Raw genomic sequence first — 20,477 nt, 5'->3', positions numbered from 1 at the left:
TTTGCCACTGGATTACCTGTATTTTTGAGAAACTTTGTACGCATGCGTGTCCTATTGCCTATTTTAATCGGTATTCTCCTAGTTTCTTGTGCCCAAGAACAGAAAAACAAACCCTTTACATCCGTTACAATTGAAACTGTTTATGAAGACTCGGTAAGCATCAGAGCTATAGAACTTATGGGAAATAGTCTAGTGTATGCCGGTAGTAACGGTATTTTTGGGAGTGTAGATTTAGCAACGGGAAAAGTGAGGGAGAGCACAGAGAAATACCGTACTACCATACCCGAGTTTCGTTCTGTTGCGCATACGTCTTCCGATTTCTTTATGTTGTCCGTCGCCAATCCGGCATTATTATACAAAACAGGTGAAAATGGGCGAATGGAATTGGTCTATACGGAGGAGGGTGAATCTGTTTTTTATGATGCCATGACGTTTTGGAACGATACCGAAGGAATAGCGATTGGTGATAGTATGGATGGTTGTTTAAGTATTCTCATTACTAGAGATGGTGGAAACACTTGGGAAAAACTTCCCTGTTCACAATTACCATCGGGCATAGAGGGTGAAGGGGCTTTTGCTGCCAGTAATACCAATATTAAGGTTATAGGAGATAAAACTTGGATAGCCACAACTAAAAGTCGTATCTATTTTTCGGGCAATAAAGGAAAAACATGGCAGATTCAGCAAACGCCCATACAAAGCGAAGCAGAAACCCAAGGCATTTTTTCTATAGATTTTTATGATGAAAATTTAGGTGTTGCTATTGGTGGCGATTTTACCCGACCCGAAATTAACAGCGGGAACAAGGCACTCACAATAGATGGAGGTAAAACTTGGCAACTGATGGCAGATGGCCAAAACCCGCAATATAAAAGTTGTATTCAATTTGTGCCCGGATCTAAAGGAAATGGTCTGATGGCCATTGGTTTTACCGGAATATCATATTCTGCCGATAGGGGAGCCACTTGGACACAATTATCCGATGAACCTTTCTATACCCTTCGTTTTCAAAATACGAAGGTTGCTTATGCGGCTGGAAAAAATAGAATGGCCAAGCTTGTTTTTGATTAGAAGCTTTTAAGGCTCGTTCTTATTTTTTTCTTCTCGCCTTTCATGGTATTTTCTAATAAGCTGCCTTTTAAACTCTTCTTCCGAACGAATTAACAACAACGTTTTTTTTGCCGTAATTACTTCCGCTGCTTTTTTGATAAAGTCTTTTCTGATGTCTTCTTCTTGTTGTTCCAGCTTTAGAAATAGTTCAATAACATCATTTGCCTCTTTCTCGGAAAGCTTGTCCGACTCTTTTATTTTATTACGAATCTGGTTATGCTCTTTTTCTCTAAGCGCTCCTCGTTTTGCTTCGTAGTCATTATAAATGGGCCAGAAAGCTTGCGCTTCTTGGCTGGTCATATTCAACCGTTCTGTTATAAAGGCTATTTTAAGCGACTTTATTTTATCATAATCATGTGTTCTCTGCGCGTAGAACTGCACGGAAACCAATAAAAACACCATGGTCACCATTATTTTTTTTAATCTATTCATTGTCTTCAAGATTTAATTCATCAAAATAATCTGTGTTCTCATTAAGGTATTCCAGCACGTTTTCTTCGCTAAAATTACTATCGAACATATCTGTTATTTCTAATTCGTTTACAGGTACGACCTCTGCCAATTCATAACTGGTAAGGTCCAGTTCATTTTGGTCAAAATAATATTCAATATCTGACTGGGCCAGGTCATCAAAACCAATTTCGTTTGTTTTGTTTAGGTTCAACGTTAAGGCTACAATCAATATTGCTGCAACTGCAGCCACTGCGTAATAGTATTTTTTATAAGATTTTAAAGGAATGACCTTAGTTTCCTGTTCTTCTTTTAGTTTCTGCTGAAGCTTATCACCCAAAGAATCAAAGTAACCGTCAGGAAGTTTAAAACCTTCTTCTTTTGGTATTACCGAGTCCCCACTAGAGAGCTTTTCGAAAAGTTTTTTATCAAACTCATCAAAATAACCTTCGGGGGTCTTAAACGGATTTTTTTTATCTAATGGCTCCATAATCAATGGTTCTAAAGATATTCTTTTTGTTCTTTTAGGTATGCTTCAATCTTTTTAGTGGCCAGGTGATAAGAGGCTTTTAAGCCCCCTACGGACGTCTCAAGAATCTCTGAAATCTCTTCATATTTCAATTCCTGAAAATACTTCATATTGAACACCAACTTTTGCTTTTCCGGCAATGTGGCTATAGCTTGCTGTAATTTTAGTTGAATTTCATCTCCTTCAAAATATACATCGGCCTTTAGGTTTTCTACTAAACGGTCTTGTAATTCCCCATCTTTTACACCCATCATCCTTGATTTGTTTTTAAGAAATGTGAGAGCCTCATTTGTGGCAATTCTATATATCCAAGAATACAGCTTGCTATCACCCTTAAAATTTGAAATGTTTTTGTAAACCTTTATAAATGTATTCTGCAACACATCGTTCGTATCATCATGATTTAACACAATTCTACGAATATGCCAGTACAGACGCTCTTTATAGGTCTCTACTAACACTCCAAAAGCGCTGGCCTGCGTTTCAGTTTGTTGTAATTGATTTACTAAGGTTTCCTCTGCAATCAAATGAATTGGGCTTAAATTCTATAGTTAAGACTATAAATTTAGCGAAAGGTTTAATGTCCTAGCCTAAAGATTGCATTTGCACCAGTTTTTTGTAGGCACCATCCTTTGCCATGAGCTCATCATGGGAGCCTTGTTCTACAATTTCACCTTTTTGAAGAACAACAATGGTGTTGGCGTTCTGAATAGTAGATAATCTATGAGCGATAACAATAGAAGTTCTGTTGCGCATCATTTTTTCAAGTGCATCTTGTACCAGGCGTTCACTCTCGGTGTCCAGGGCGGAAGTGGCTTCGTCCAAAATCATGATTGGAGGGTTCTTTAATACCGCTCTGGCAATGGATAAACGTTGTTTTTGACCTCCGCTCAATTTGTTTCCGCTATCACCAATATTGGTTTCATAACCTTGAGGTAAGTCTGTAATAAATTCGTGGGCATTGGCTATTTTGGCAGCTTCCATAATTTCTTCTTTGGTGGCGTTTTCCTTTCCTAAGGAGATATTATTGGCTACGGTATCATTAAATAAAATGGAATCTTGGGTAACAAGCCCCAAAAGTCCTCGTAAAGATTTTTTGGTGATGTCCTTTATGTTGTGGCCGTCTATGGTTATTTCTCCATTATTAACGTCATAGAAACGGGTTACAAGATTTGCAATGGTACTTTTACCACTTCCTGACTGTCCTACCAAGGCTACTGTGTCACCTTTGGGAACAGAAAGGTTGAAGTTTTTGAGTACGTATTCATCTTCATATTTAAAAGAAATGTCCTTAATTTCCACGGCTTTATCAAACGTTTCCTTGGTCAGTGCATTAGGTTTGTCCTCAATGGGGTTTTTGGTTTCAAGCACCTCAATTACCCTTTCGGCAGCGGCATTTCCTTTTTTAACACTGTAAGAGGCTTTACTAATTGCCTTTGCAGGTGTTAGAATCTGATACGAAAGTCCCATATAAGTAATGAAAAGCCCTGGCGCCAAAGTTTTTTCAACAAGCACCATTTGGCCACCGTACCAAAGGATTACTCCTATGGCTGCAATACCAAAAAACTCACTTGTGGGTGAGGCGAGGTTTTGTCTATTGAGCAAACTGTTGGAGTAGTTATAGAAGCGTTTTGTTGATGCTTGAAATGTTCTGCCAAATCTAGATTCTGCATTGAACGCTTTTATAACTCGAAGTCCACTTAGGGTTTCTTCCAAAATGGAAAGGAAATGACCTTGTTCCTTTTGTACCTTGCCCGATTTTCGTTTAAGGGATTTTCCTATAAGCGAAATTAAAAATCCAGAAAGGGGAAGAAATAAGAATACGAACAACGTAAGTTTTGGACTTATGGATAGCATGGCTATAATCGTAAAGATTATAGTCAATGGTTCCCTTACAATCAGTTCTAAAATAGATAGAAATGAATGCTGAATTTCTAAAACATCAGAAGTTATGCGGGCTATGGTATCCCCTTTTCTTTTTTCTGAATAGTAGGAAATAGGTAGTTCTACGGTCTTATCGTAAAGCTCGTTACGCAAATCCTTAAGAACGCCGTTCCGTAAGTAGGTAATGAAATACATGGCCAAGTAATTGAACACATTTTTCATGAAAAACATACCGATGATCAATGCCACCATAAGCATTAGTACATCCCCAGAATCTCCTTGTTCGTTTCTTTGGGTGACAAAGAAATTAAGGTATTCCATTATATAATCCTTCATTTCGGAGAGACCGCTCCAAACCGGTTTTTTGTAAACTGGTTTGGTATTGTCAAACATAACAGTCAACATCGGGAACAACGAAATCATTGCCAACGTTGAGAACAACGCATAAAGGATGTTCGAGATAATGTTTAAAAATGCAAATAATTTATACGGCTTTGCAAACCGAAGGATTTTTTTGAAATACTCCATTAACCGAGATTAAGTTCACTAAGAATGTTTTGAATTTTATCATCCAATTCTTTAGAGACCTTTTTGAAATCCTCAGCTTTTTCCAATTTTGTATTCGTACTAATATAAAACTTCACTTTAGGTTCGGTTCCGCTTGGTCTTGCCGCGATACGAGTACCGTCTTCGGTTTCATATATCAATACATTGGATTTTGGAATATCTATGGTTTTTTCTTCGCCGGTCAATACATTTTTGGCTGTAGAAGTATTATAGTCTTCTATCCATTTTACTTTGGATCCAGCTACTGAAGAAACAGGATTCTCTTTAAAATCTTTCAACATCTGCTTGATTTCTTCGGCACCGCTCATTCCCTTTTTGGTAATTGAGATAAGCTTTTCTTTATAGAAGCCATAATCAACATAACAGTCAATTAATTCCTTGTAGAAAGAACTACCGGTAGATTTGGCTTGAGCTGCAATTTCGCAGGCCAATAGGGTAGAGGTAACAGCATCTTTGTCACGAACAAAATCGCCCACCATATAACCAAAACTTTCTTCTCCGCCACCAACAAAGTTGGATTCCGGAAAGTCTTTTATCATCTTACCTATCCATTTAAATCCGGTAAGGGCTGTTTTGAACTCAACGCCGTAAGCTTTTGCCATGGCTTCCATCATAGGGGTCGAAACTATTGTGGTTGCAATAAATTCATTGCCTTTAAAGCCTTTTTGTTTTTGTTGCTCCAAAAGAAATTTGGTCATCAGAATCATGGCTTGGTTGCCATTTACGATTTCCATTTCTCCATCTAGGTTACGAACGGCAATACCCAAACGGTCACTATCCGGGTCTGTACCAACTACCATGTCCGCACCGATCTCTTCTGCTTTTGCAACAGCCATAGAAAGGGCTTCGGATTCTTCTGGGTTTGGAGACTTTACCGTTGGAAAGTTTCCGTCAGGCTTGGCTTGCTCCTCAATAATGGTAACATTTTTGTAATCGGCTCTTTTTAATACTTCTGGAATGGCCGTAATGGATGTACCATGAAGAGATGTAAAAACAATTTTAAAATCGTCTTTGCCGGCAGCGTTAAAATTTCCGTTAGCTACGGAAGCCTCTATAAACGCTTCGTCTACATCTTTATCTATTAATTCAATAAGGCTATCGTTGGCTTTAAAGTTGATGTCCTCAAAGGAAAGTGAATTGATTTCCGATATAATCTCACCATCCTGTGGAGGTACAATTTGCCCACCATCTGTCCAATACACTTTATAACCGTTGTATTCTGGCGGGTTATGGGAAGCGGTCAATACAATACCGGCATGGCATTCTAAATGCTTAACGGCAAAAGAAAGCTCAGGAGTGGTGCGGAGTTCCGAGAATAGAAAAACTTTTATTCCGTTAGCGGACAATACTTCGGCCACAGTTCTTGCCAAGGTGTCACTATTATGGCGACAATCAAAAGCAATAACTACTTTTATATCTTCCTTCCCGTAGGTTTTTATCAAGTAGTTGCTAAGACCTTGTGTGCTTTTTCCTAAGGTGTATTTGTTTATTCTGTTGGTACCTACGCCCATAACACCGCGCATACCACCTGTACCGAATTCCATATTTTTGTAAAAACGGTCCTTTAGTTCGTCTGTATCGTTATCTATTAGATGTTGAACTTCTTTCTTTACTTCTGGGTCAAAAAAATCGGTTAACCAGGTTTTGGCGGTATTTAGAATGGCATCCATAATAGTGTCTGTATTATATGTGTTTATTAGCGCTTAAAATTACGAAGAATATTGCTTTGCTTTTTACTTAGGATTAATTTCTTCGGATATAGTATATCGTGTCTCGTTTTTTCGTGATCTTATTAAAATTTCGCCTAAAAATCCGGCTAAAAATAATTGCGTGCCAATAATCATTGCGGTAAGCGCAATGAAAAATTGAGGGCGATCGGTAATTAACCGTCCATAGGGATTGATGAAAAGTTTGTCAATACCTAGATAAATGGCAAAACCAAACCCTATAATGAACATAAGAACACCTAATGCGCCAAACAGATGCATAGGCTGGCGGCCAAATTTAGACACGAACCAAATGGTGAGCAGATCTAGAAATCCGTTTATAAAGCGTTCCATACCAAACTTGGTCTTACCATATTTACGGGCTTGGTGTTTCACTACTTTTTCGCCTATATTGCTATAACCGGCATTTTTGGCCAAAACGGGAATGTAACGGTGCATTTCCCCTGAAACTTCAATGCTTTTAATCACTTTCTTATTAAATGCCTTTAATCCGCAGTTAAAGTCGTGCAATTTAACCCCGGAAGTCTGTCTGGCGGCCCAATTGAACAATTTGGAAGGCATGTTTTTAAAAAGAACGGAATCAAAACGTTTTTTCTTCCAGCCAGAAACCAAATCAAAATTATCTTCCTTTATCAACCGGTACAGTTCAGGTATTTCTTCGGGGTCATCCTGTAAGTCTGCATCCATAGTAATCACCACATTGCCCTGCGCAGCTTTAAAACCGGCATGTAAGGCTTGTGATTTTCCAAAGTTCTTTTTGAACCGTAGCCCTTTTACATTGGGGTTGGATTGGGATAGTTCTGTAATAATTCTCCAGGAATTATCAGTACTGCCGTCATCTATAAAGAGAATTTCGTAAACGAAATTGTTGGATTGCATGACGCTTATAATCCAATCATGAAGTTCTTTTAAAGATTCTTCTTCGTTAAGTAAGGGTATAATTATGGACAGATCCATGCAAAGTTTCTATATATCTGACCAAAAATACAATTTTGATATTGAAGTCATTTAAACTTTTCAGCTATAAAGCTTCTTTCTTTTTGGTTGTGTAAGGTAGGTATTAATTATCAACGCCCTGAATGTTTGTTCAGGGCGTTGATAATTAAACAATTACATTCTTTTGTATAGAAAAAGAGTTTCCATTTAAAAAGGGGCTTAATAAGCTGGTTTGTCTTTTTTTAGGACGAGTCCGGTAATAAGACCTACTATAAGACCAATAACAATGTTTATGATAAGAATAAGCGGGTAGGACATCCATGCAAACGATTTTTGCATTTCTATGCCTTGGTCAATTTGTTCCTCGGTTAGTTTAGGGTTGTTGGCAAGAGCTTGTTGTTTTCCTAACTCGTACATGTTATCCATATATTCTGGTTCTACATAGTTAGAAAACACATAAAAATAAAGTATGCCCAAGATACCTGCTATTAAGGCTACTCCGGCACCAACTTTTAAAGCTTCCGAAATGGTTAGGTAATTTAAATTGGCTTTTTTAAACTGGTAGATGCCTAATATGATACCTGCTACCAAAATTAATGTTTGTGTTCCCTGTACGGCAAGCCCACGTTCATAATGCATGTCCATAGTGTAGAGCATGATTCCAAAGGTTACGCCCACTACACCAACTATTAAGCCGTAATTAAGTGAGAACTTTCCGGTTTTAGCTTGACTATCTTCCATTTTTATTGTTTTTGGTTGTTGTCAAAGTTAGTGCTTGTTTTCATTACTTTGTTACAGCTAAAATATATTTTTTTGTTTCTTTTGAGTATTTAGATTGTGGGTTCAAGAAAATTAATTAAATTTGCAGCCTTAAAATGAGTGCCTGTCGGAATGGGTGCGTAAAATTTTATTTATAATGAAAAAAGATATACATCCAGAAAATTATAGATTAGTCGCTTTTAAAGACATGTCTAATGACGAAGTTTTTTTGACTAAATCTACAGCAGTTACCAAAGAAACTATAGAAGTTGATGGTGTTGAATACCCAGTGGTAAAATTAGAAATTTCAAGAACGTCTCATCCATTCTATACTGGTAAAGCTAAACTTTTGGATACTGCCGGACGTATTGACAAGTTCAAAAGCAAATACGATAAGTTCAAGAAGAAACCTGCAGCAGCAAAAGCTGATAAAGAAGAAAAATAGATTCTTGTTCAAAATATATAGAAAGCCTCCACAATTGTCGGAGGCTTTTTTAGTTTATAACCTTGCCTTTGCAAATTAAAAAATCAGATTACCTATTTTTGCCAAAAATAACCAACCATGAACTATATTCTTTTTGACGGTACAGTAAGAGAAAATCTTTTGCCTTTTACTTTCACAAGACCTGTTGCGGATATTCGAGTAGGAATAATGACCATACGTGAAAAATGGGAAAAGTATTTAGGTAATACTACTACAACTATTACGGAGGAGTACCTTTCTGAAAAGTTTCCCATGGTAGAAATGGAAGAAAATGTACTCATTAATGCTTCTTTTTTGCCCAACCAAAAGTTAGTGGACCTTGTTCAGGATTTAGGGGAGAGCGAAGCTATTTTTCAGGGCGATGAAGTTATCGCCTTTTTCACGAACGAAAGTCAAGAAGAAGTAGATTTTACATCATACAAGCATATAGAGTTTGATGAAGATGTGATTAGGATAGAACATACGTGGGATATTTTTTCCAAAAACGGCGAAGCTATTCAGGCAGATTTTGATTTCCTTACCGAAGGAAGAAAAAGTGCTCCTATTCCCAAGAGCAATACTTTAATTCATCCAGAGCGCATTTTTATGGAAGAAGGTGCGCAGGTTGAACATAGTATCCTAAATGCAACCGATGGGCCTATTTACCTAGGAAAGAATTCTGAGGTGTGGGAAGGAAACCTTATTCGCGGAGCTTTTGCTTTATGTGAGAATGCCGTGGTTAAAATGGGGGCCAAGATTTATGGAGCTACTACCATTGGTCCTTACGGAAAGGTGTGTGGTGAAATAAGCAACTCCGTTATCTTTGGGTATTCTAGTAAGGGGCATGAAGGTTACTTGGGTAATGCTGTTTTGGGCGAGTGGTGTAATATAGGTGCAGATTCCAACAATTCCAATCTTAAGAACAACTACGCTAAAGTACGTTTGTGGAATTATGCTTCCGAAAGTTTTGAGCAGACAGGTTTGCAATTTTGCGGACTTATGATGGGAGACCACAGTAAGACAGCTATAAACACCATGTTCAATACAGGTACGGTAATAGGGGTGAATTGTAATATTTATGTACCTGGTTTTCCACGTAATTTTGTCCCTAGTTTCAGTTGGGGAGGAGCATCTGGTTTTTCAACCTATAGCACCTCAAAAGCTTTTGATGCGGCCAAAGTAATGATGGCCAGAAGAAATGTTGAGTTCAATGATGTAGAAGCCCGTATTTTGGAGCATGTATTTGAGCTTACTAAAAAGTGGCGTAATTATTAAGCATTGGCTTATAAGTTATAGCGTATATCTTACTTTTCACTTGAATTTCTGGCTTTTAAAATTGATTTAAAACTTGGGTAAAAAGCCTCGTGTGTTATATCCTTGGGCGTTGATAAATTCAAACGCTTCAAGTTTGTAATGGGCTGGTAACAAGTTCGTATATTTGCATTCTCTAAAAAGTTATAGCATCAATTGAATACGAAAGCGGAAAGAGATAAGAGTATGAAAAAGAAAGTTGCCTTCTATACATTGGGCTGTAAACTCAACTTTTCTGAGACTTCTACAATTGCAAGAGGATTTCAGGAAGATGGTTTTGATCGCGTAGATTTTTCCGAACATGCAGATATGTATGTCATAAATACATGCTCCGTAACGGAAAATGCGGATAAAAGATTTAAGACCATAGTAAAGCAGGCTCAGAAGATTAACCCGGAAGCATTTGTTGCCGCTATAGGTTGTTATGCGCAATTAAAACCAGAAGAACTAGCTGCTGTTGATGGTGTTGATTTGGTTCTAGGGGCCACAGAAAAATTCAAGATTACAGACTATATCAATGATCTTACGAAAAACGATTTTGGTGAGGTGCACTCCTGTGAAATAGAAGATGCGGATTTCTATGTGGGCAGTTATGCCATTGGAGACCGTACCCGTGCTTTCCTGAAGGTTCAAGACGGATGTGATTATAAATGTACCTATTGCACCATACCTCTGGCGAGAGGTATTTCCCGGAGTGATACGCTGCAGAATGTTTTGGATAACGCTGCAGAAATATCTGCAAAAGGTATTAAGGAAATTGTCCTCACTGGTGTAAATATCGGAGATTATGGAAAAGGGGAGTTCGGTAATAAAAAGCATGAACATACTTTTCTAGATTTGGTAAAGGCTTTGGATAGGGTAGAGGGTATTCACCGTTTACGCATATCATCAATAGAGCCTAATCTGTTGAAGAATGAAACGATTGATTTTGTGTCTAAGAGCAATTCGTTTGTGCCTCATTTTCATATTCCTTTACAAAGTGGTAGCGATGCAATTTTAAAGTTGATGCGCAGGCGCTATATGAGCGATTTGTATGTAGACCGTGTTAAGAAAATAAAGGAAACCATGCCGGATGCCTGTATAGGTGTGGATGTTATTGTTGGTTTCCCGGGTGAGACGGATGAGCATTTCTTGGAAACCTATCATTTTTTAAATGAATTGGATATATCTTACCTACACGTGTTTACGTATTCGGAACGTGATAATACTACGGCAGCGGATATGGGAGGAGTGGTTCCTAAACAGGTTAGAAATAAGCGTAGTAAGATGCTGAGAGGGCTATCCGTAAAGAAGAGAAGGGCTTTTTATGAAGGTCAATTGGGTAAAACGCACCAAGTGCTTTTTGAGGGGGAGAACAAAGAAGGGTATATTCATGGTTTTACCAGTAACTATGTTAAAGTAAAATCACCTTGGAACCCTGAGCTGGTAAATACCTTGCATAATGTTCAGTTAAAGGAGATTGATGAGGATGGTTTGGTACGCTTTGAATTTGAAAAAAGCGTCGTTACCACAAACTAGGGCAAAAAAAATCCCGCTGTTTGCGGGATTCATCTTCAAAAAAACTCTGAAATACTGTTAGATTCTGATACCTACGGGCAACATTTCTTTGTATTGCCTGTTTTTGCGTAAAAAACCGGCAATTTGTGGACTCGTAGGAACTACTCTAAGATTTTGCTCCTGAATGTGATGAAGAACGGATTTGATAAAATCTTCTTTGAAACCATCTTTGGTGATTTCTTCAGGCACTACTAATTTTGTTAGAAATACTTTGCGTTCTTGCGAAGAATACTCGATCTTGGCTAAAGTGCCTTCAACCGTGGTTTCAAATTGACGCAAGAAACTGTTGTCAATAATTTCTACTTCATTCATATAGTTTGATTTTAGATGATGGCAAGAGGTAAGAAAATCACGGTGTTCTCAAATCGTAATTTTATATACTTTTGCTCAAATTTGTATAAACTATGGAAATCCCCCAAAGTCGATGACAAAAGTAGTGAAAATAATGTTAATTTCCTAACAATTCCTATGCTTTGTCATAATGAGAGATTCTAAGATTCACATATATTTTATGCCAGGAATGGCAGCAAATCCTTCCATCTTTAGATATATTATCCTACCTGAGGACAAATTTGTGCAACATCTTTTAGAATGGTTTGTGCCAGATAAAAATATGTCTTTGGAGGCGTACGCAAAAAAGATGAACGAGAATATTCATCATGAAAATGCTGTTTTGATCGGTGTTTCTTTTGGTGGGATGTTGGTTCAGGAAATGGCAAGGTTTAAATCGTTCAGGAAAGTCATAATCGTATCTAGCGTAAAAGACAGTTCTGAATTGCCCAGGCGCATGATATTTGCTAAATACACTCATGTGCATAGGTTGTTGCCTACAGGGCTGGTCAATAACATGGAGCTTTTGGCCAAGTATGCTTTTGGAGAAACCGTGAACAAGCGTTTGGCACTTTACGAGGAATACCTGTCCATAAGGGATAAGTATTATATAGATTGGTCTATTGACCAAATTGTAAATTGGAAACCTAAAAAGGTAATTCCCGGCCTTGTGCATATTCATGGAGAGAAAGATGCGGTCTTTCCTATTGGTAAGATTAAAGAATGTATTACTGTTAAAAATGGGACCCACACTATGATAATACACAGGGCTAGATGGTTTAACGAACATCTTCCCACAATTATTTTGCAATAAATGAGTTGTAATACTAAGCTCTTTTTTACCTTTTTTGTATTCATTGTATGCTTTGTGACCCTCTTTTTAATTATCGATTAATAATCGGATTTAAGAATTATAGTTAAAGCTCAATAAGAGTGCATTTGGTTTAGAAAAATTCAAAAAGAGTTTACTAACTTTGAATAAACCGTACAATACCAAAAAATGAAGATTTTAAAGAATGTATTGATGCTTTTGGGCGTCTTTTTTGTTGTGAGCACTTTGATATTTGCTGTACAGAGCAATGCCGAGCCTGCCAAGGGCGACGCAGATGTTCTGGAAAACGAAATGAAGGAAATAGATAAAAACGTTGCCGATGGGTACCGGATTTCGGCTATAGAGATTCCGGAAAATTTAAATTTTGCAGGTGAGATTGTTCCGCAGGATGACCCTGAGGTAATGGAGCGCATTGACCGTGAGTTTTTGGTAAACACCTATTGGCAATCCAATGCCGTTTTGTTGATCAAAAGGGCCAATATGTATTTTCCTATTATAGAGCCAATTCTGGCCAAAAATGGTATTCCAGATGATTTTAAATATTTGGCAGTGGCAGAAAGCGGACTTCAAAATGTGGTCTCGCATGCAGGTGCTGCTGGTTTTTGGCAGATAATGAAGGCTACGGGGCAGGAGCATGGCTTAGAGGTAAACAGAAACGTAGATGAACGTTACAACTTGGAAAAAGCTACTGAAGTAGCCTGTGAGTATTTGAATAGGAACTACAAAAGATATGGCAGTTGGACATTGACGGCCGCGTCCTATAATGCCGGAGCGGGTGCTATCAACAAATATTTGGGTATCCAGCAGGTGAGTGATTATTACGACCTCTTGTTAGGACAGGAAACAGGTAGATATGTATTCCGTATTATGGCAATAAAGGAAATATTGAGTCACCCTGAAAAATATGGTTTTGATATAGATAAAGAAGATATGTACCAAGCTGTACCTACTTTCAAGGTAGAGATAGACGAGCCTGTATTGAGCTTTGCCGATTTTGCGCAGCAGTATGAAATCAACTATAAAATTCTTAAAAGACATAACCCTTGGCTGCGGGAGGCACATTTAAATAACAGCTCCCGTAAAAAATATACTATTGAAATCCCAAATAAAGGATATTATAGGGTTAGCAAATAATCTTCAAGGCCTCAATACGGTTATATAAAATTCGTATTGAGGCTTTTTTACTCCATTTTATTCCCCATCTTTATATAGTGGCTGATTCTGGCTAAACTCAGGCCTTATTCGGTTGTAAGAAAGATGGATACAACACTAAATTTTTTTAATAATAATCTTTGGTTGATACTTTTGGGTATTAACTATGGGCTTGTTATTGTGCTGTCTTTCTTTATCCTTCTAAAAAATAAAAACCCGGTAAAAACACTTTCTTTTCTTTTTGCCTTGGCTGTACTGCCTTTTCTTGGGTTGATCGTATACTATTTGTTTGGGCAAGATTATCGGAAATCAAAGATTTTTGAAAAGAAGTATTTTTTGGACAATCAAAAGATAAAGGAATGGCGGGCTAACTTTCGGCTGGACTCTAGTGAGCGGGAAGATTTTGAGGAAACTTATGGGGAAGGTATTTTTAAAGTGTATAAATTGCTGAAAAACAATGAGAAAGCGGTTCTTACTTTTGATAATAATGTTGAAATTTTAATAAATGGCGAAGAAAAATTTAAACGATTATTTCAAGACCTGAAAAATGCCCAAACGCATATACACCTAGAATATTTTGTTTTGTTTGATGATGAGCTTGGAAATAAACTCATTAGTATTCTCATGGATAAGGCAAAATCTGGGGTTAAAGTTAGGTTGGTTTATGATGATGTAGGTAGTAAAATTTCAAATAGAGTAAAGAAAAATATGACCAAAGCCGGAATAGAGCATTATGCCTTTATGCCGGTACTTTTTTCAAATTCTACGGGAAAACTCAATTATAGAGACCACAGGAAGATAATTGTGATAGATGGTAAGGTAGGGTATGTTGGTGGAATAAACTTGGCGCAACGCTATGATAACAGCTATAAGAACCCGCGTTATTGGCGTGATACACATTTAAGATTGCAGGGTGGGGCAGTAGGTTCTTTACAGTCTTCTTTTTTGTTAAATTGGAACTTTGCTTCCAATAACGAAGTTGATATAGAGAAGTCTTTCTTCCCGCAGAACAAACCCGAAACAGAGAAACCTGTGGCGGTTCAGATTGCCGCTAGTGGTCCGGATACGGACTGGGCCAATATTATGGAAGCTATTTTTTGTGCTATTAGTTCGGCTAAGGAGCGTATTTATATTACATCTCCATATTTTATGCCTAATGATGCCATTTTAACAGCTTTGACTACGGCTGCAAGAAGCGGACTGGATGTAAGGGTCATAGTTCCTTATGAATCCGATTCATGGGCCGCACAGTACGCAGGTGATTCATATATTGAGCATTGTCTGGAATCGGGTATCAGAATCTACAGATACTGTAAAGGTTTTATCCATGCCAAGACTATGGTAATCGATAATCAATTTTCAACGGTAGGAACGGCTAATTTAGATTATAGAAGCTTTTCTATCAATTTTGAAATAAATGCCATGATTTATAACCAAGATATAAACCGCCAACTCGCAACCAACTTTTTTGATGATTTGGACGAGTGCGAAGAGGTAGAACTTGAAAGATGGCAAAACCGCGGTTTGCGCCGAAAGCTAAAAGAATCTTTTAGTCGGTTATGGGCTCCGTTGTTATAGCTTTTTTTGTGGTCGATAGTATTTTTACTAACCACTAACTACAACTTAAATCTTCTTCATTTGCTGCTGCATCATTTTTATTTGATCAGTAAGCATATTGCTCTTATCAAGCTTTTTGGCTTCTTGTAGAAGTGTAGTGGCTTCTCTTTTTCTTCTTTTTTGCATTGCAATTCCCGCAAGGCTTAATTTGGCCATGGCTACGTCATAATCCATTGTAAGACCAAGTTTTAGAGCCTTTTTAAAATACTTCTCGGCTTGGGTAAGGTTTTTTTGAGAGTGAATAATACCGTGTAGGTAGTTAAAATATCCTTGTTGTTTTGTAACTAGGGCGGCCTCAGGATTCTTTATTTTGCTCAACCACTTTTGTGTGCCTTCTAAATCTTGTTTTCTCATACGGAGAAAAGCCAATAGAATAATCTCGTTTCTGAAATAAAGGAAAATGAAGATTAGGGACAGTAGAATTAAAAAGATTCCATTACCAATATATCCTTCTATAAATTGATATACGGCGTAAGCTATAATAAGTCCTGCTATGACAAGTTTAAGGTTTTTATTGAACATGTGTATTAATTATTGATCGGTTCGTTTAAATTCGTTAGAAGCTCATATGTAATGGTGGACTCTATGGTCGTAGGTATTTCCTGATCGCCCATTTGCGTCATTGTAGAGGATCCGGTGGAAACACCTTCTACAGTCATCTTTTTGATGAAACCAGTAGTTGCACTAGTGGTAATGTTCGTTTTTTGAGAGCCTTTAAGCTTCATTGTAGTTGCCGCTTCCGTTACGTTCATTGTAACTTTGGCTGCTCCTGTTATATTTATGGTATCTGCGTTTAAAGCTTTTAACGTCCATATGTTGTCTGCTTGCAATTTTCCTGTATACTGGTTTTTCCAAGTATCTCCCACTTTTACTTTTTTACGGGGATAAATGAAGGTCATTTGCTTATAACTGTTAGAAAGCGCCTCTGACCCAAATTCTTTTTGCAATGACTTTTTCATCATATTCAATGAAAATTCATCTTTAAGGCCAGATGCTTCGGCCATTTTTACCACAAGACTATCTCCCCCTTTTACTTCAAGGATGTCTCCTGTTTTGGCAAGGGTAATATTTACAGGCCTATTTAAAAGACTGTTGAATATTTGGGATTGCATATCATTTTCATTCACCTCTTGAGCGTGTACATCCATCAATTCACCTTGAATGCTAGAGGTCATGTTTAAGTTTAGGTCCTTGAATTTTAAAGCTATTCTGTAGGTGGTGTCCCTTACTTCCAGTACCTTGAACTCTAAAATACCATTGATCTTATTGGTAAGGATGTGCGAGGCACCATCCAGTTCTTGTGTTATAATTTGTTGTGCGTTTTGTTTTACGGTGAAGACAGCATTTTTCTTCAATTTGTACTCAAGTTGTGTCTGGGCTAAAGAAACGGTACTTGAAAGAACAATGAAAATAATGCTCAAAAAGTTTCTCATAGATTGATTTTATTGCGAAAATCCGATTTTGGCAAAAGTAATAAAAACCTATCGCTAGGCAGTAGGCATTCAATAAAAATATTTTTCAAAATGTATTTGCCAAAGAGAAAACTCTTTGTATATTTGCGCCCAGTTTTAGCGAGCGGTTTCGCAAACTTGTATCACACAAAGAAAAGGATAATACAATGCCCGGACAGAAAAGAACATATCAGCCTTCAAAGAGAAAGAGAAGAAATAAACATGGATTTAGGGAGCGTATGGCATCCGTAAATGGAAGAAAAGTTTTAGCTCGTAGAAGAGCTAAAGGAAGAAAAAAACTTTCTGTATCCTCTGAACCGAGACACAAGAAATAATGATATTATTTTTTAAGAAATATATAGGTGTTACTTTTTATAAGTAACACCTTTTTTTATGTCAGATTTGTACTGATATTTGTAACAATTTAATGCCAAAGTTTTAAAGAATACAACTAATGCCCAAAAGAAAAGATTTAAAATCCATACTACTGATCGGTTCCGGTCCAATCGTTATAGGTCAAGCTTGTGAATTTGATTATGCAGGTTCGCAATCATTACGTTCATTACGAGAAGACGGTATTGAAACTATTTTAATTAACAGCAACCCTGCTACAATCATGACGGACCCTTCTATGGCCGATCATGTGTATTTAAAACCGTTGACTACCAAATCGATCATTGAAATTCTAAAGGAACACCCTCAAATTGATGCAGTGCTACCAACTATGGGTGGCCAGACTGCTTTAAATTTATGTATAGAGGCAGATGAGAAAGGAATTTGGAAGGATTTTGGAGTAGATCTTATCGGGGTAGATATTGATGCCATAAATATTACTGAAGACCGTGAAAAATTTCGTGAGCTAATGCTTAAGATTGGTGTTGGCATGGCACCGCAAGCTACGGCTACTTCCTTCTTAAAAGGTAAGGAGATTGCGCAAGAGTTTGGTTTTCCTTTGGTAATTAGAGCATCATATACCTTGGGTGGAGCAGGAGCTTCAATAGTTTACAAACCAGAAGATTTTGATGAACATTTAAGTCGTGGTCTGGAGATTTCCCCTATTCACGAGGTAATGATAGATAAAGCCCTTATGGGGTGGAAAGAATATGAATTGGAGTTGTTACGGGATAAGAACGATAACGTAGTTATTATTTGTACCATAGAAAATATGGATCCTATGGGTATCCATACCGGAGATTCCATTACGGTTGCTCCGGCTATGACTTTATCTGATAGAACTTTTCAAAAAATGCGTGATATGGCTATCCATATGATGCGTAGTATTGGAGATTTTGCAGGAGGGTGTAACGTTCAGTTTGCTGTTAGCCCAGATGATGAAGAAGATATTATTGCTATTGAGATTAACCCAAGGGTTTCGCGTTCATCGGCATTGGCCTCAAAAGCTACAGGTTACCCTATTGCTAAGATTGCTACCAAATTGGCTATTGGGTATCACTTAGACGAGTTGGATAATCAGATTACAAAATCAACATCTGCTTTATTTGAACCAACACTAGATTATGTAATCGTAAAAATACCAAGATGGAACTTTGATAAATTTGAAGGTTCCGATCGCACTTTGGGTCTTCAAATGAAGTCTGTAGGTGAGGTTATGGGTATTGGACGTTCATTTCAAGAAGCGCTACATAAAGCAACTCAATCCTTAGAAATTAAAAGAAACGGATTAGGTGCAGATGGTAAAGGGTATAGTAATTACGACCAGATTATTCAGAAATTGACTGTTCCTAGTTGGGATAGAGTCTTTGTAATTTATGATGCTATTCAATTGGGTATTCCTTTGAGAAGGATTCATGAGATTACCAAGATAGATATGTGGTTCTTAAAGCAGTATGAAGAACTTCATTTGCTAGAAAAAGAGATTTCTACCTACACGATTGCAACGCTTAACAAGGAGTTGATGTTGGAGGCCAAGCAAAAAGGTTTTGCCGATAGGCAAATTGCCCATATGCTGGATTGCTATGAGAGCGAAGTGCACAAAAAACGTACGGAAGAAATGAACATCAATAGGGTCTATAAATTGGTAGATACCTGTGCCGCCGAATTTAAGGCGATGACTCCTTACTACTATTCTACTTTTGAGGCGGAAATAGAAAAACCGGACGGAACACGTTATGTTGAGAACGATAGCGTTGTTACCGATCGTAAGAAAATTGTTGTTCTAGGTTCCGGACCAAACCGAATTGGACAGGGAATTGAGTTTGATTACTGTTGTGTTCACGGTGTACTTGCCGCTGCTGAATGTGGTTATGAGACCATAATGATAAACTGTAACCCTGAAACGGTTTCAACGGATTTTGATACGGCGGACAAGCTTTATTTTGAGCCTGTTTTTTGGGAGCATATCTATGATATTATCCGTCATGAGAATCCGGAAGGTGTAATTGTTCAATTAGGTGGGCAAACCGCACTGAAACTTGCGGAGAAACTAGAGAAGTATGGTGTTAAGATATTAGGTACCAGCTTTAAGGCTTTGGATCTTGCGGAAGATCGTGGTAGCTTCTCAGAACTTTTAAAAGAAAACAATATTCCTTTCCCTGAGTTTGGGGTTGCAGAAACGGCAGATGAGGCTTTGGCTTTAGCGGATAAGCTTAATTTCCCGTTATTGGTAAGACCATCCTACGTTCTTGGAGGTCAAGGAATGAAGATTGTAATCAACAAAGAAGAGTTAGAAGAGCATGTGGTGGATCTTCTTAGAAAGATACCGAACAATAAGTTACTTTTAGATCATTACTTGGATGGTGCTATAGAAGCGGAAGCCGATGCAATCTGTGATGGTGAAGATGTTTATATCATTGGTATAATGGAGCATATTGAGCCTTGTGGAATCCACTCTGGAGACTCTAATGCTACCTTGCCACCGTTTAACTTGGGCGAGTTTGTCATGCAACAGATAAAAGACCATACCAAGAAGATTGCTTTAGCTTTAAACACGGTAGGTCTGATCAATATTCAGTTTGCTGTTAAAGATGATATGGTTTACATCATTGAAGCTAATCCAAGAGCATCCAGAACAGTACCGTTTATTGCAAAAGCTTATAAAGAGCCTTACGTAAATTACGCTACCAAAGTAATGCTAGGGGATAAGAAAGTAAAAGATTTTGATTTTAAACCAGAGCTTAAAGGTTTTGCCATTAAACAACCGGTCTTTTCTTTTAATAAGTTCCCTAATGTAAACAAAAACTTAGGTCCTGAAATGAAGAGTACCGGAGAGAGTATCCTCTTTATAGATAGCTTAAAGGATGATGAGTTTTATAACCTTTACGCTAGGAGAAAGATGTATTTGAGCAAGTAATTTGTTTGAAGTAAATATCAGAAAAGCCGTAACAAGATAGTTGTTACGGCTTTTTTTTATAGCTTACTTTTAGCTTAAATATGTTCTGTTTTGTTCATGGAATTTGCTAGTGAAGTGGGTAGGCGATTAGTTAAACCACACTGCGTAACGTTTTCGGCGTAGTTCCAATGCCAGGGTTTCTTCCATTTTTAAAGCCTCTGCTCTGGTGTTTAGAGGTTTAATATGGTTGTAAAGACTTGGTCTTAGATAGGAACCATACTTTCTTACAATACTAGAGGAAAGATTGTGTCCCTTTTTGCTTAAGCTTCCCTTTATATGTTGTTCAAAACGTTCTTTGGGTGTTTTGCTAGTCATTCCTACATACAGGCATTCTAAAACTCCATTAAATTGTGGATTTGCTTCACGAAAACGTCTGTTTTCCGTGAAAACTTTTCTAGAAAGTTCTATAACATAAATCTGATATTGGGTTTTGGCCATTTAAAAATGGATTAT

At 37.6% G+C, this 20,477-nt stretch carries 20 protein-coding genes; 9 read left to right on the top strand and 11 right to left on the bottom strand.

All coding sequences use genetic code 11. From position 1 onward, the window contains the following. Positions 1 to 42: 42 nt before the first annotated feature. Positions 43 to 1,071: an oxidoreductase gene (locus tag Q4597_RS09270; protein ID WP_303405977.1), complete on the top strand. Its 1,029-nt coding sequence runs from the start codon at positions 43 to 45 to the stop codon at positions 1,069 to 1,071. A gap of 6 nt (positions 1,072 to 1,077) precedes the next feature. Here the strand turns inward: Q4597_RS09270 and Q4597_RS09265 are convergent, their stop codons facing one another. From Q4597_RS09265 to Q4597_RS09235, 7 genes are all read right to left on the bottom strand, one after another. Beyond that, entirely contained in the window at positions 1,078 to 1,542 is a 465-nt protein-coding gene (locus tag Q4597_RS09265) for a hypothetical protein (protein ID WP_303405976.1), read from the bottom strand. After that, on the bottom strand, positions 1,535 to 2,050 hold the full coding sequence (locus Q4597_RS09260) for a hypothetical protein (protein ID WP_303405975.1): 516 nt from the start codon (positions 2,048 to 2,050) through the stop codon (positions 1,535 to 1,537). The genes Q4597_RS09265 and Q4597_RS09260 overlap by 8 nt, the downstream gene beginning before the upstream one ends. A gap of 11 nt (positions 2,051 to 2,061) precedes the next feature. After that, positions 2,062 to 2,616 (bottom strand): RNA polymerase sigma factor, encoded by a 555-nt coding sequence (locus Q4597_RS09255; protein WP_303405974.1) that lies wholly within the window; start codon positions 2,614 to 2,616, stop codon positions 2,062 to 2,064. Between the two features lie 58 nt (positions 2,617 to 2,674). Next, a complete protein-coding gene (locus Q4597_RS09250; RefSeq protein WP_303405973.1) occupies positions 2,675 to 4,501 on the bottom strand; it encodes an ABC transporter ATP-binding protein in 1,827 nt (608 codons plus the stop codon). Then, on the bottom strand, positions 4,501 to 6,210 hold the full coding sequence (locus Q4597_RS09245; protein ID WP_215438953.1) for a phospho-sugar mutase: 1,710 nt from the start codon (positions 6,208 to 6,210) through the stop codon (positions 4,501 to 4,503). The genes Q4597_RS09250 and Q4597_RS09245 overlap by 1 nt, the downstream gene beginning before the upstream one ends. Before the next feature lie 63 nt (positions 6,211 to 6,273). Further along, on the bottom strand, positions 6,274 to 7,224 hold the full coding sequence (locus tag Q4597_RS09240) for a glycosyltransferase family 2 protein (RefSeq protein WP_215914645.1): 951 nt from the start codon (positions 7,222 to 7,224) through the stop codon (positions 6,274 to 6,276). Positions 7,225 to 7,422: 198 nt separating this feature from the next. Next, entirely contained in the window at positions 7,423 to 7,944 is a 522-nt protein-coding gene (locus Q4597_RS09235; protein WP_215438955.1) for a DUF4199 domain-containing protein, read from the bottom strand. 175 nt (positions 7,945 to 8,119) lie between these two features. Between Q4597_RS09235 and Q4597_RS09230 the strand changes: the two genes are divergently transcribed. The 3 genes from Q4597_RS09230 (at position 8,120) to mtaB (ending at position 11,254) form a co-directional block, all read left to right on the top strand. Further along, positions 8,120 to 8,407, top strand: coding sequence for a type B 50S ribosomal protein L31 (locus tag Q4597_RS09230; RefSeq protein ID WP_215438956.1), 288 nt, complete (start codon positions 8,120 to 8,122; stop codon positions 8,405 to 8,407). 117 nt (positions 8,408 to 8,524) lie between these two features. Then, positions 8,525 to 9,700: a GlmU family protein gene (locus Q4597_RS09225; RefSeq protein ID WP_303405972.1), complete on the top strand. Its 1,176-nt coding sequence runs from the start codon at positions 8,525 to 8,527 to the stop codon at positions 9,698 to 9,700. A gap of 222 nt (positions 9,701 to 9,922) precedes the next feature. Next, positions 9,923 to 11,254 (top strand): tRNA (N(6)-L-threonylcarbamoyladenosine(37)-C(2))-methylthiotransferase MtaB, encoded by a 1,332-nt coding sequence (gene mtaB / locus Q4597_RS09220; protein ID WP_303405971.1) that lies wholly within the window; start codon positions 9,923 to 9,925, stop codon positions 11,252 to 11,254. Positions 11,255 to 11,311: 57 nt separating this feature from the next. On the opposite strand, the gene Q4597_RS09215 is transcribed toward mtaB, so the two are convergent. Next, on the bottom strand, positions 11,312 to 11,605 hold the full coding sequence (locus Q4597_RS09215) for a GNAT family N-acetyltransferase (protein WP_215438959.1): 294 nt from the start codon (positions 11,603 to 11,605) through the stop codon (positions 11,312 to 11,314). 169 nt (positions 11,606 to 11,774) lie between these two features. Between Q4597_RS09215 and Q4597_RS09210 the strand changes: the two genes are divergently transcribed. The 3 genes from Q4597_RS09210 to cls all read left to right on the top strand — a co-directional run bounded on the left by Q4597_RS09210 (position 11,775) and on the right by cls (position 15,185). Next, positions 11,775 to 12,437 carry an alpha/beta fold hydrolase gene (locus Q4597_RS09210; protein WP_303405970.1) on the top strand — a complete coding sequence of 221 codons (663 nt, stop codon included), beginning with the start codon at positions 11,775 to 11,777 and terminating at the stop codon, positions 12,435 to 12,437. A gap of 186 nt (positions 12,438 to 12,623) precedes the next feature. After that, positions 12,624 to 13,589 carry a lytic transglycosylase domain-containing protein gene (locus Q4597_RS09205; RefSeq protein ID WP_303405969.1) on the top strand — a complete coding sequence of 322 codons (966 nt, stop codon included), beginning with the start codon at positions 12,624 to 12,626 and terminating at the stop codon, positions 13,587 to 13,589. A gap of 123 nt (positions 13,590 to 13,712) precedes the next feature. After that, positions 13,713 to 15,185, top strand: a complete 1,473-nt coding sequence (gene cls / locus Q4597_RS09200; RefSeq protein ID WP_303405968.1) for a cardiolipin synthase — start codon at positions 13,713 to 13,715, stop codon at positions 15,183 to 15,185. A 45-nt stretch (positions 15,186 to 15,230) separates the two neighbouring features. On the opposite strand, the gene Q4597_RS09195 is transcribed toward cls, so the two are convergent. Together Q4597_RS09195 and Q4597_RS09190 are read right to left on the bottom strand one after the other, a co-directional pair. After that, a complete protein-coding gene (locus tag Q4597_RS09195) occupies positions 15,231 to 15,746 on the bottom strand; it encodes a DUF2892 domain-containing protein (protein WP_215914641.1) in 516 nt (171 codons plus the stop codon). Positions 15,747 to 15,751: 5 nt separating this feature from the next. After that, complete coding sequence (locus Q4597_RS09190; protein WP_303405967.1) at positions 15,752 to 16,657, bottom strand: DUF6263 family protein; 906 nt, start codon at positions 16,655 to 16,657, stop codon at positions 15,752 to 15,754. 185 nt (positions 16,658 to 16,842) lie between these two features. Between Q4597_RS09190 and rpmH the strand changes: the two genes are divergently transcribed. Next, a complete protein-coding gene (gene rpmH, locus Q4597_RS09185; protein WP_072991142.1) occupies positions 16,843 to 17,010 on the top strand; it encodes a 50S ribosomal protein L34 in 168 nt (55 codons plus the stop codon). Between the two features lie 119 nt (positions 17,011 to 17,129). Then, positions 17,130 to 19,985 carry a carbamoyl-phosphate synthase large subunit gene (gene carB, locus Q4597_RS09180; RefSeq protein ID WP_215438965.1) on the top strand — a complete coding sequence of 952 codons (2,856 nt, stop codon included), beginning with the start codon at positions 17,130 to 17,132 and terminating at the stop codon, positions 19,983 to 19,985. Positions 19,986 to 20,111: 126 nt separating this feature from the next. Here carB and Q4597_RS09175 read toward each other — a convergent pair whose 3' ends face one another. Beyond that, the gene (locus Q4597_RS09175) at positions 20,112 to 20,462 is read right to left on the bottom strand and encodes a ribose-5-phosphate isomerase (RefSeq protein ID WP_303405966.1); all 351 of its coding nucleotides are present in this window, start codon (positions 20,460 to 20,462) and stop codon (positions 20,112 to 20,114) included. Between the last annotated feature and the right edge of the window lie 15 nt (positions 20,463 to 20,477).

Origin of the sequence: Zobellia sp. 1_MG-2023, from assembly GCF_030549125.1 — a bacterium.
Lineage (GTDB): Bacteria > Bacteroidota > Bacteroidia > Flavobacteriales > Flavobacteriaceae > Zobellia > Zobellia russellii.
The sequence above is the reverse complement of the archived record's forward strand: the minus strand, read 5'-3'. Positions and strand labels throughout refer to the sequence as shown.

Bases quoted from the DNA above. Each gene is read 5' to 3' on its own strand.
- Q4597_RS09270 (WP_303405977.1), top strand. From the start codon at position 43: ATGCGTGTCCTATTGCCTATTTTAATCGGTATTCTCCTAGTTTCTTGT.
- Q4597_RS09265 (WP_303405976.1), bottom strand. From the start codon at position 1,542: ATGAATAGATTAAAAAAAATAATGGTGACCATGGTGTTTTTATTGGTT.
- Q4597_RS09260 (WP_303405975.1), bottom strand. From the start codon at position 2,050: ATGGAGCCATTAGATAAAAAAAATCCGTTTAAGACCCCCGAAGGTTAT.
- Q4597_RS09250 (WP_303405973.1), bottom strand. From the start codon at position 4,501: ATGGAGTATTTCAAAAAAATCCTTCGGTTTGCAAAGCCGTATAAATTA.
- Q4597_RS09245 (WP_215438953.1), bottom strand. From the start codon at position 6,210: ATGGATGCCATTCTAAATACCGCCAAAACCTGGTTAACCGATTTTTTT.
- Q4597_RS09240 (WP_215914645.1), bottom strand. From the start codon at position 7,224: ATGGATCTGTCCATAATTATACCCTTACTTAACGAAGAAGAATCTTTA.
- Q4597_RS09235 (WP_215438955.1), bottom strand. From the start codon at position 7,944: ATGGAAGATAGTCAAGCTAAAACCGGAAAGTTCTCACTTAATTACGGC.
- Q4597_RS09230 (WP_215438956.1), top strand. From the start codon at position 8,120: ATGAAAAAAGATATACATCCAGAAAATTATAGATTAGTCGCTTTTAAA.
- Q4597_RS09225 (WP_303405972.1), top strand. From the start codon at position 8,525: ATGAACTATATTCTTTTTGACGGTACAGTAAGAGAAAATCTTTTGCCT.
- mtaB (WP_303405971.1), top strand. From the start codon at position 9,923: ATGAAAAAGAAAGTTGCCTTCTATACATTGGGCTGTAAACTCAACTTT.
- Q4597_RS09215 (WP_215438959.1), bottom strand. From the start codon at position 11,605: ATGAATGAAGTAGAAATTATTGACAACAGTTTCTTGCGTCAATTTGAA.
- Q4597_RS09210 (WP_303405970.1), top strand. From the start codon at position 11,775: ATGAGAGATTCTAAGATTCACATATATTTTATGCCAGGAATGGCAGCA.
- Q4597_RS09205 (WP_303405969.1), top strand. From the start codon at position 12,624: ATGAAGATTTTAAAGAATGTATTGATGCTTTTGGGCGTCTTTTTTGTT.
- cls (WP_303405968.1), top strand. From the start codon at position 13,713: ATGGATACAACACTAAATTTTTTTAATAATAATCTTTGGTTGATACTT.
- Q4597_RS09195 (WP_215914641.1), bottom strand. From the start codon at position 15,746: ATGTTCAATAAAAACCTTAAACTTGTCATAGCAGGACTTATTATAGCT.
- Q4597_RS09190 (WP_303405967.1), bottom strand. From the start codon at position 16,657: ATGAGAAACTTTTTGAGCATTATTTTCATTGTTCTTTCAAGTACCGTT.
- rpmH (WP_072991142.1), top strand. From the start codon at position 16,843: ATGCCCGGACAGAAAAGAACATATCAGCCTTCAAAGAGAAAGAGAAGA.
- carB (WP_215438965.1), top strand. From the start codon at position 17,130: ATGCCCAAAAGAAAAGATTTAAAATCCATACTACTGATCGGTTCCGGT.
- Q4597_RS09175 (WP_303405966.1), bottom strand. From the start codon at position 20,462: ATGGCCAAAACCCAATATCAGATTTATGTTATAGAACTTTCTAGAAAA.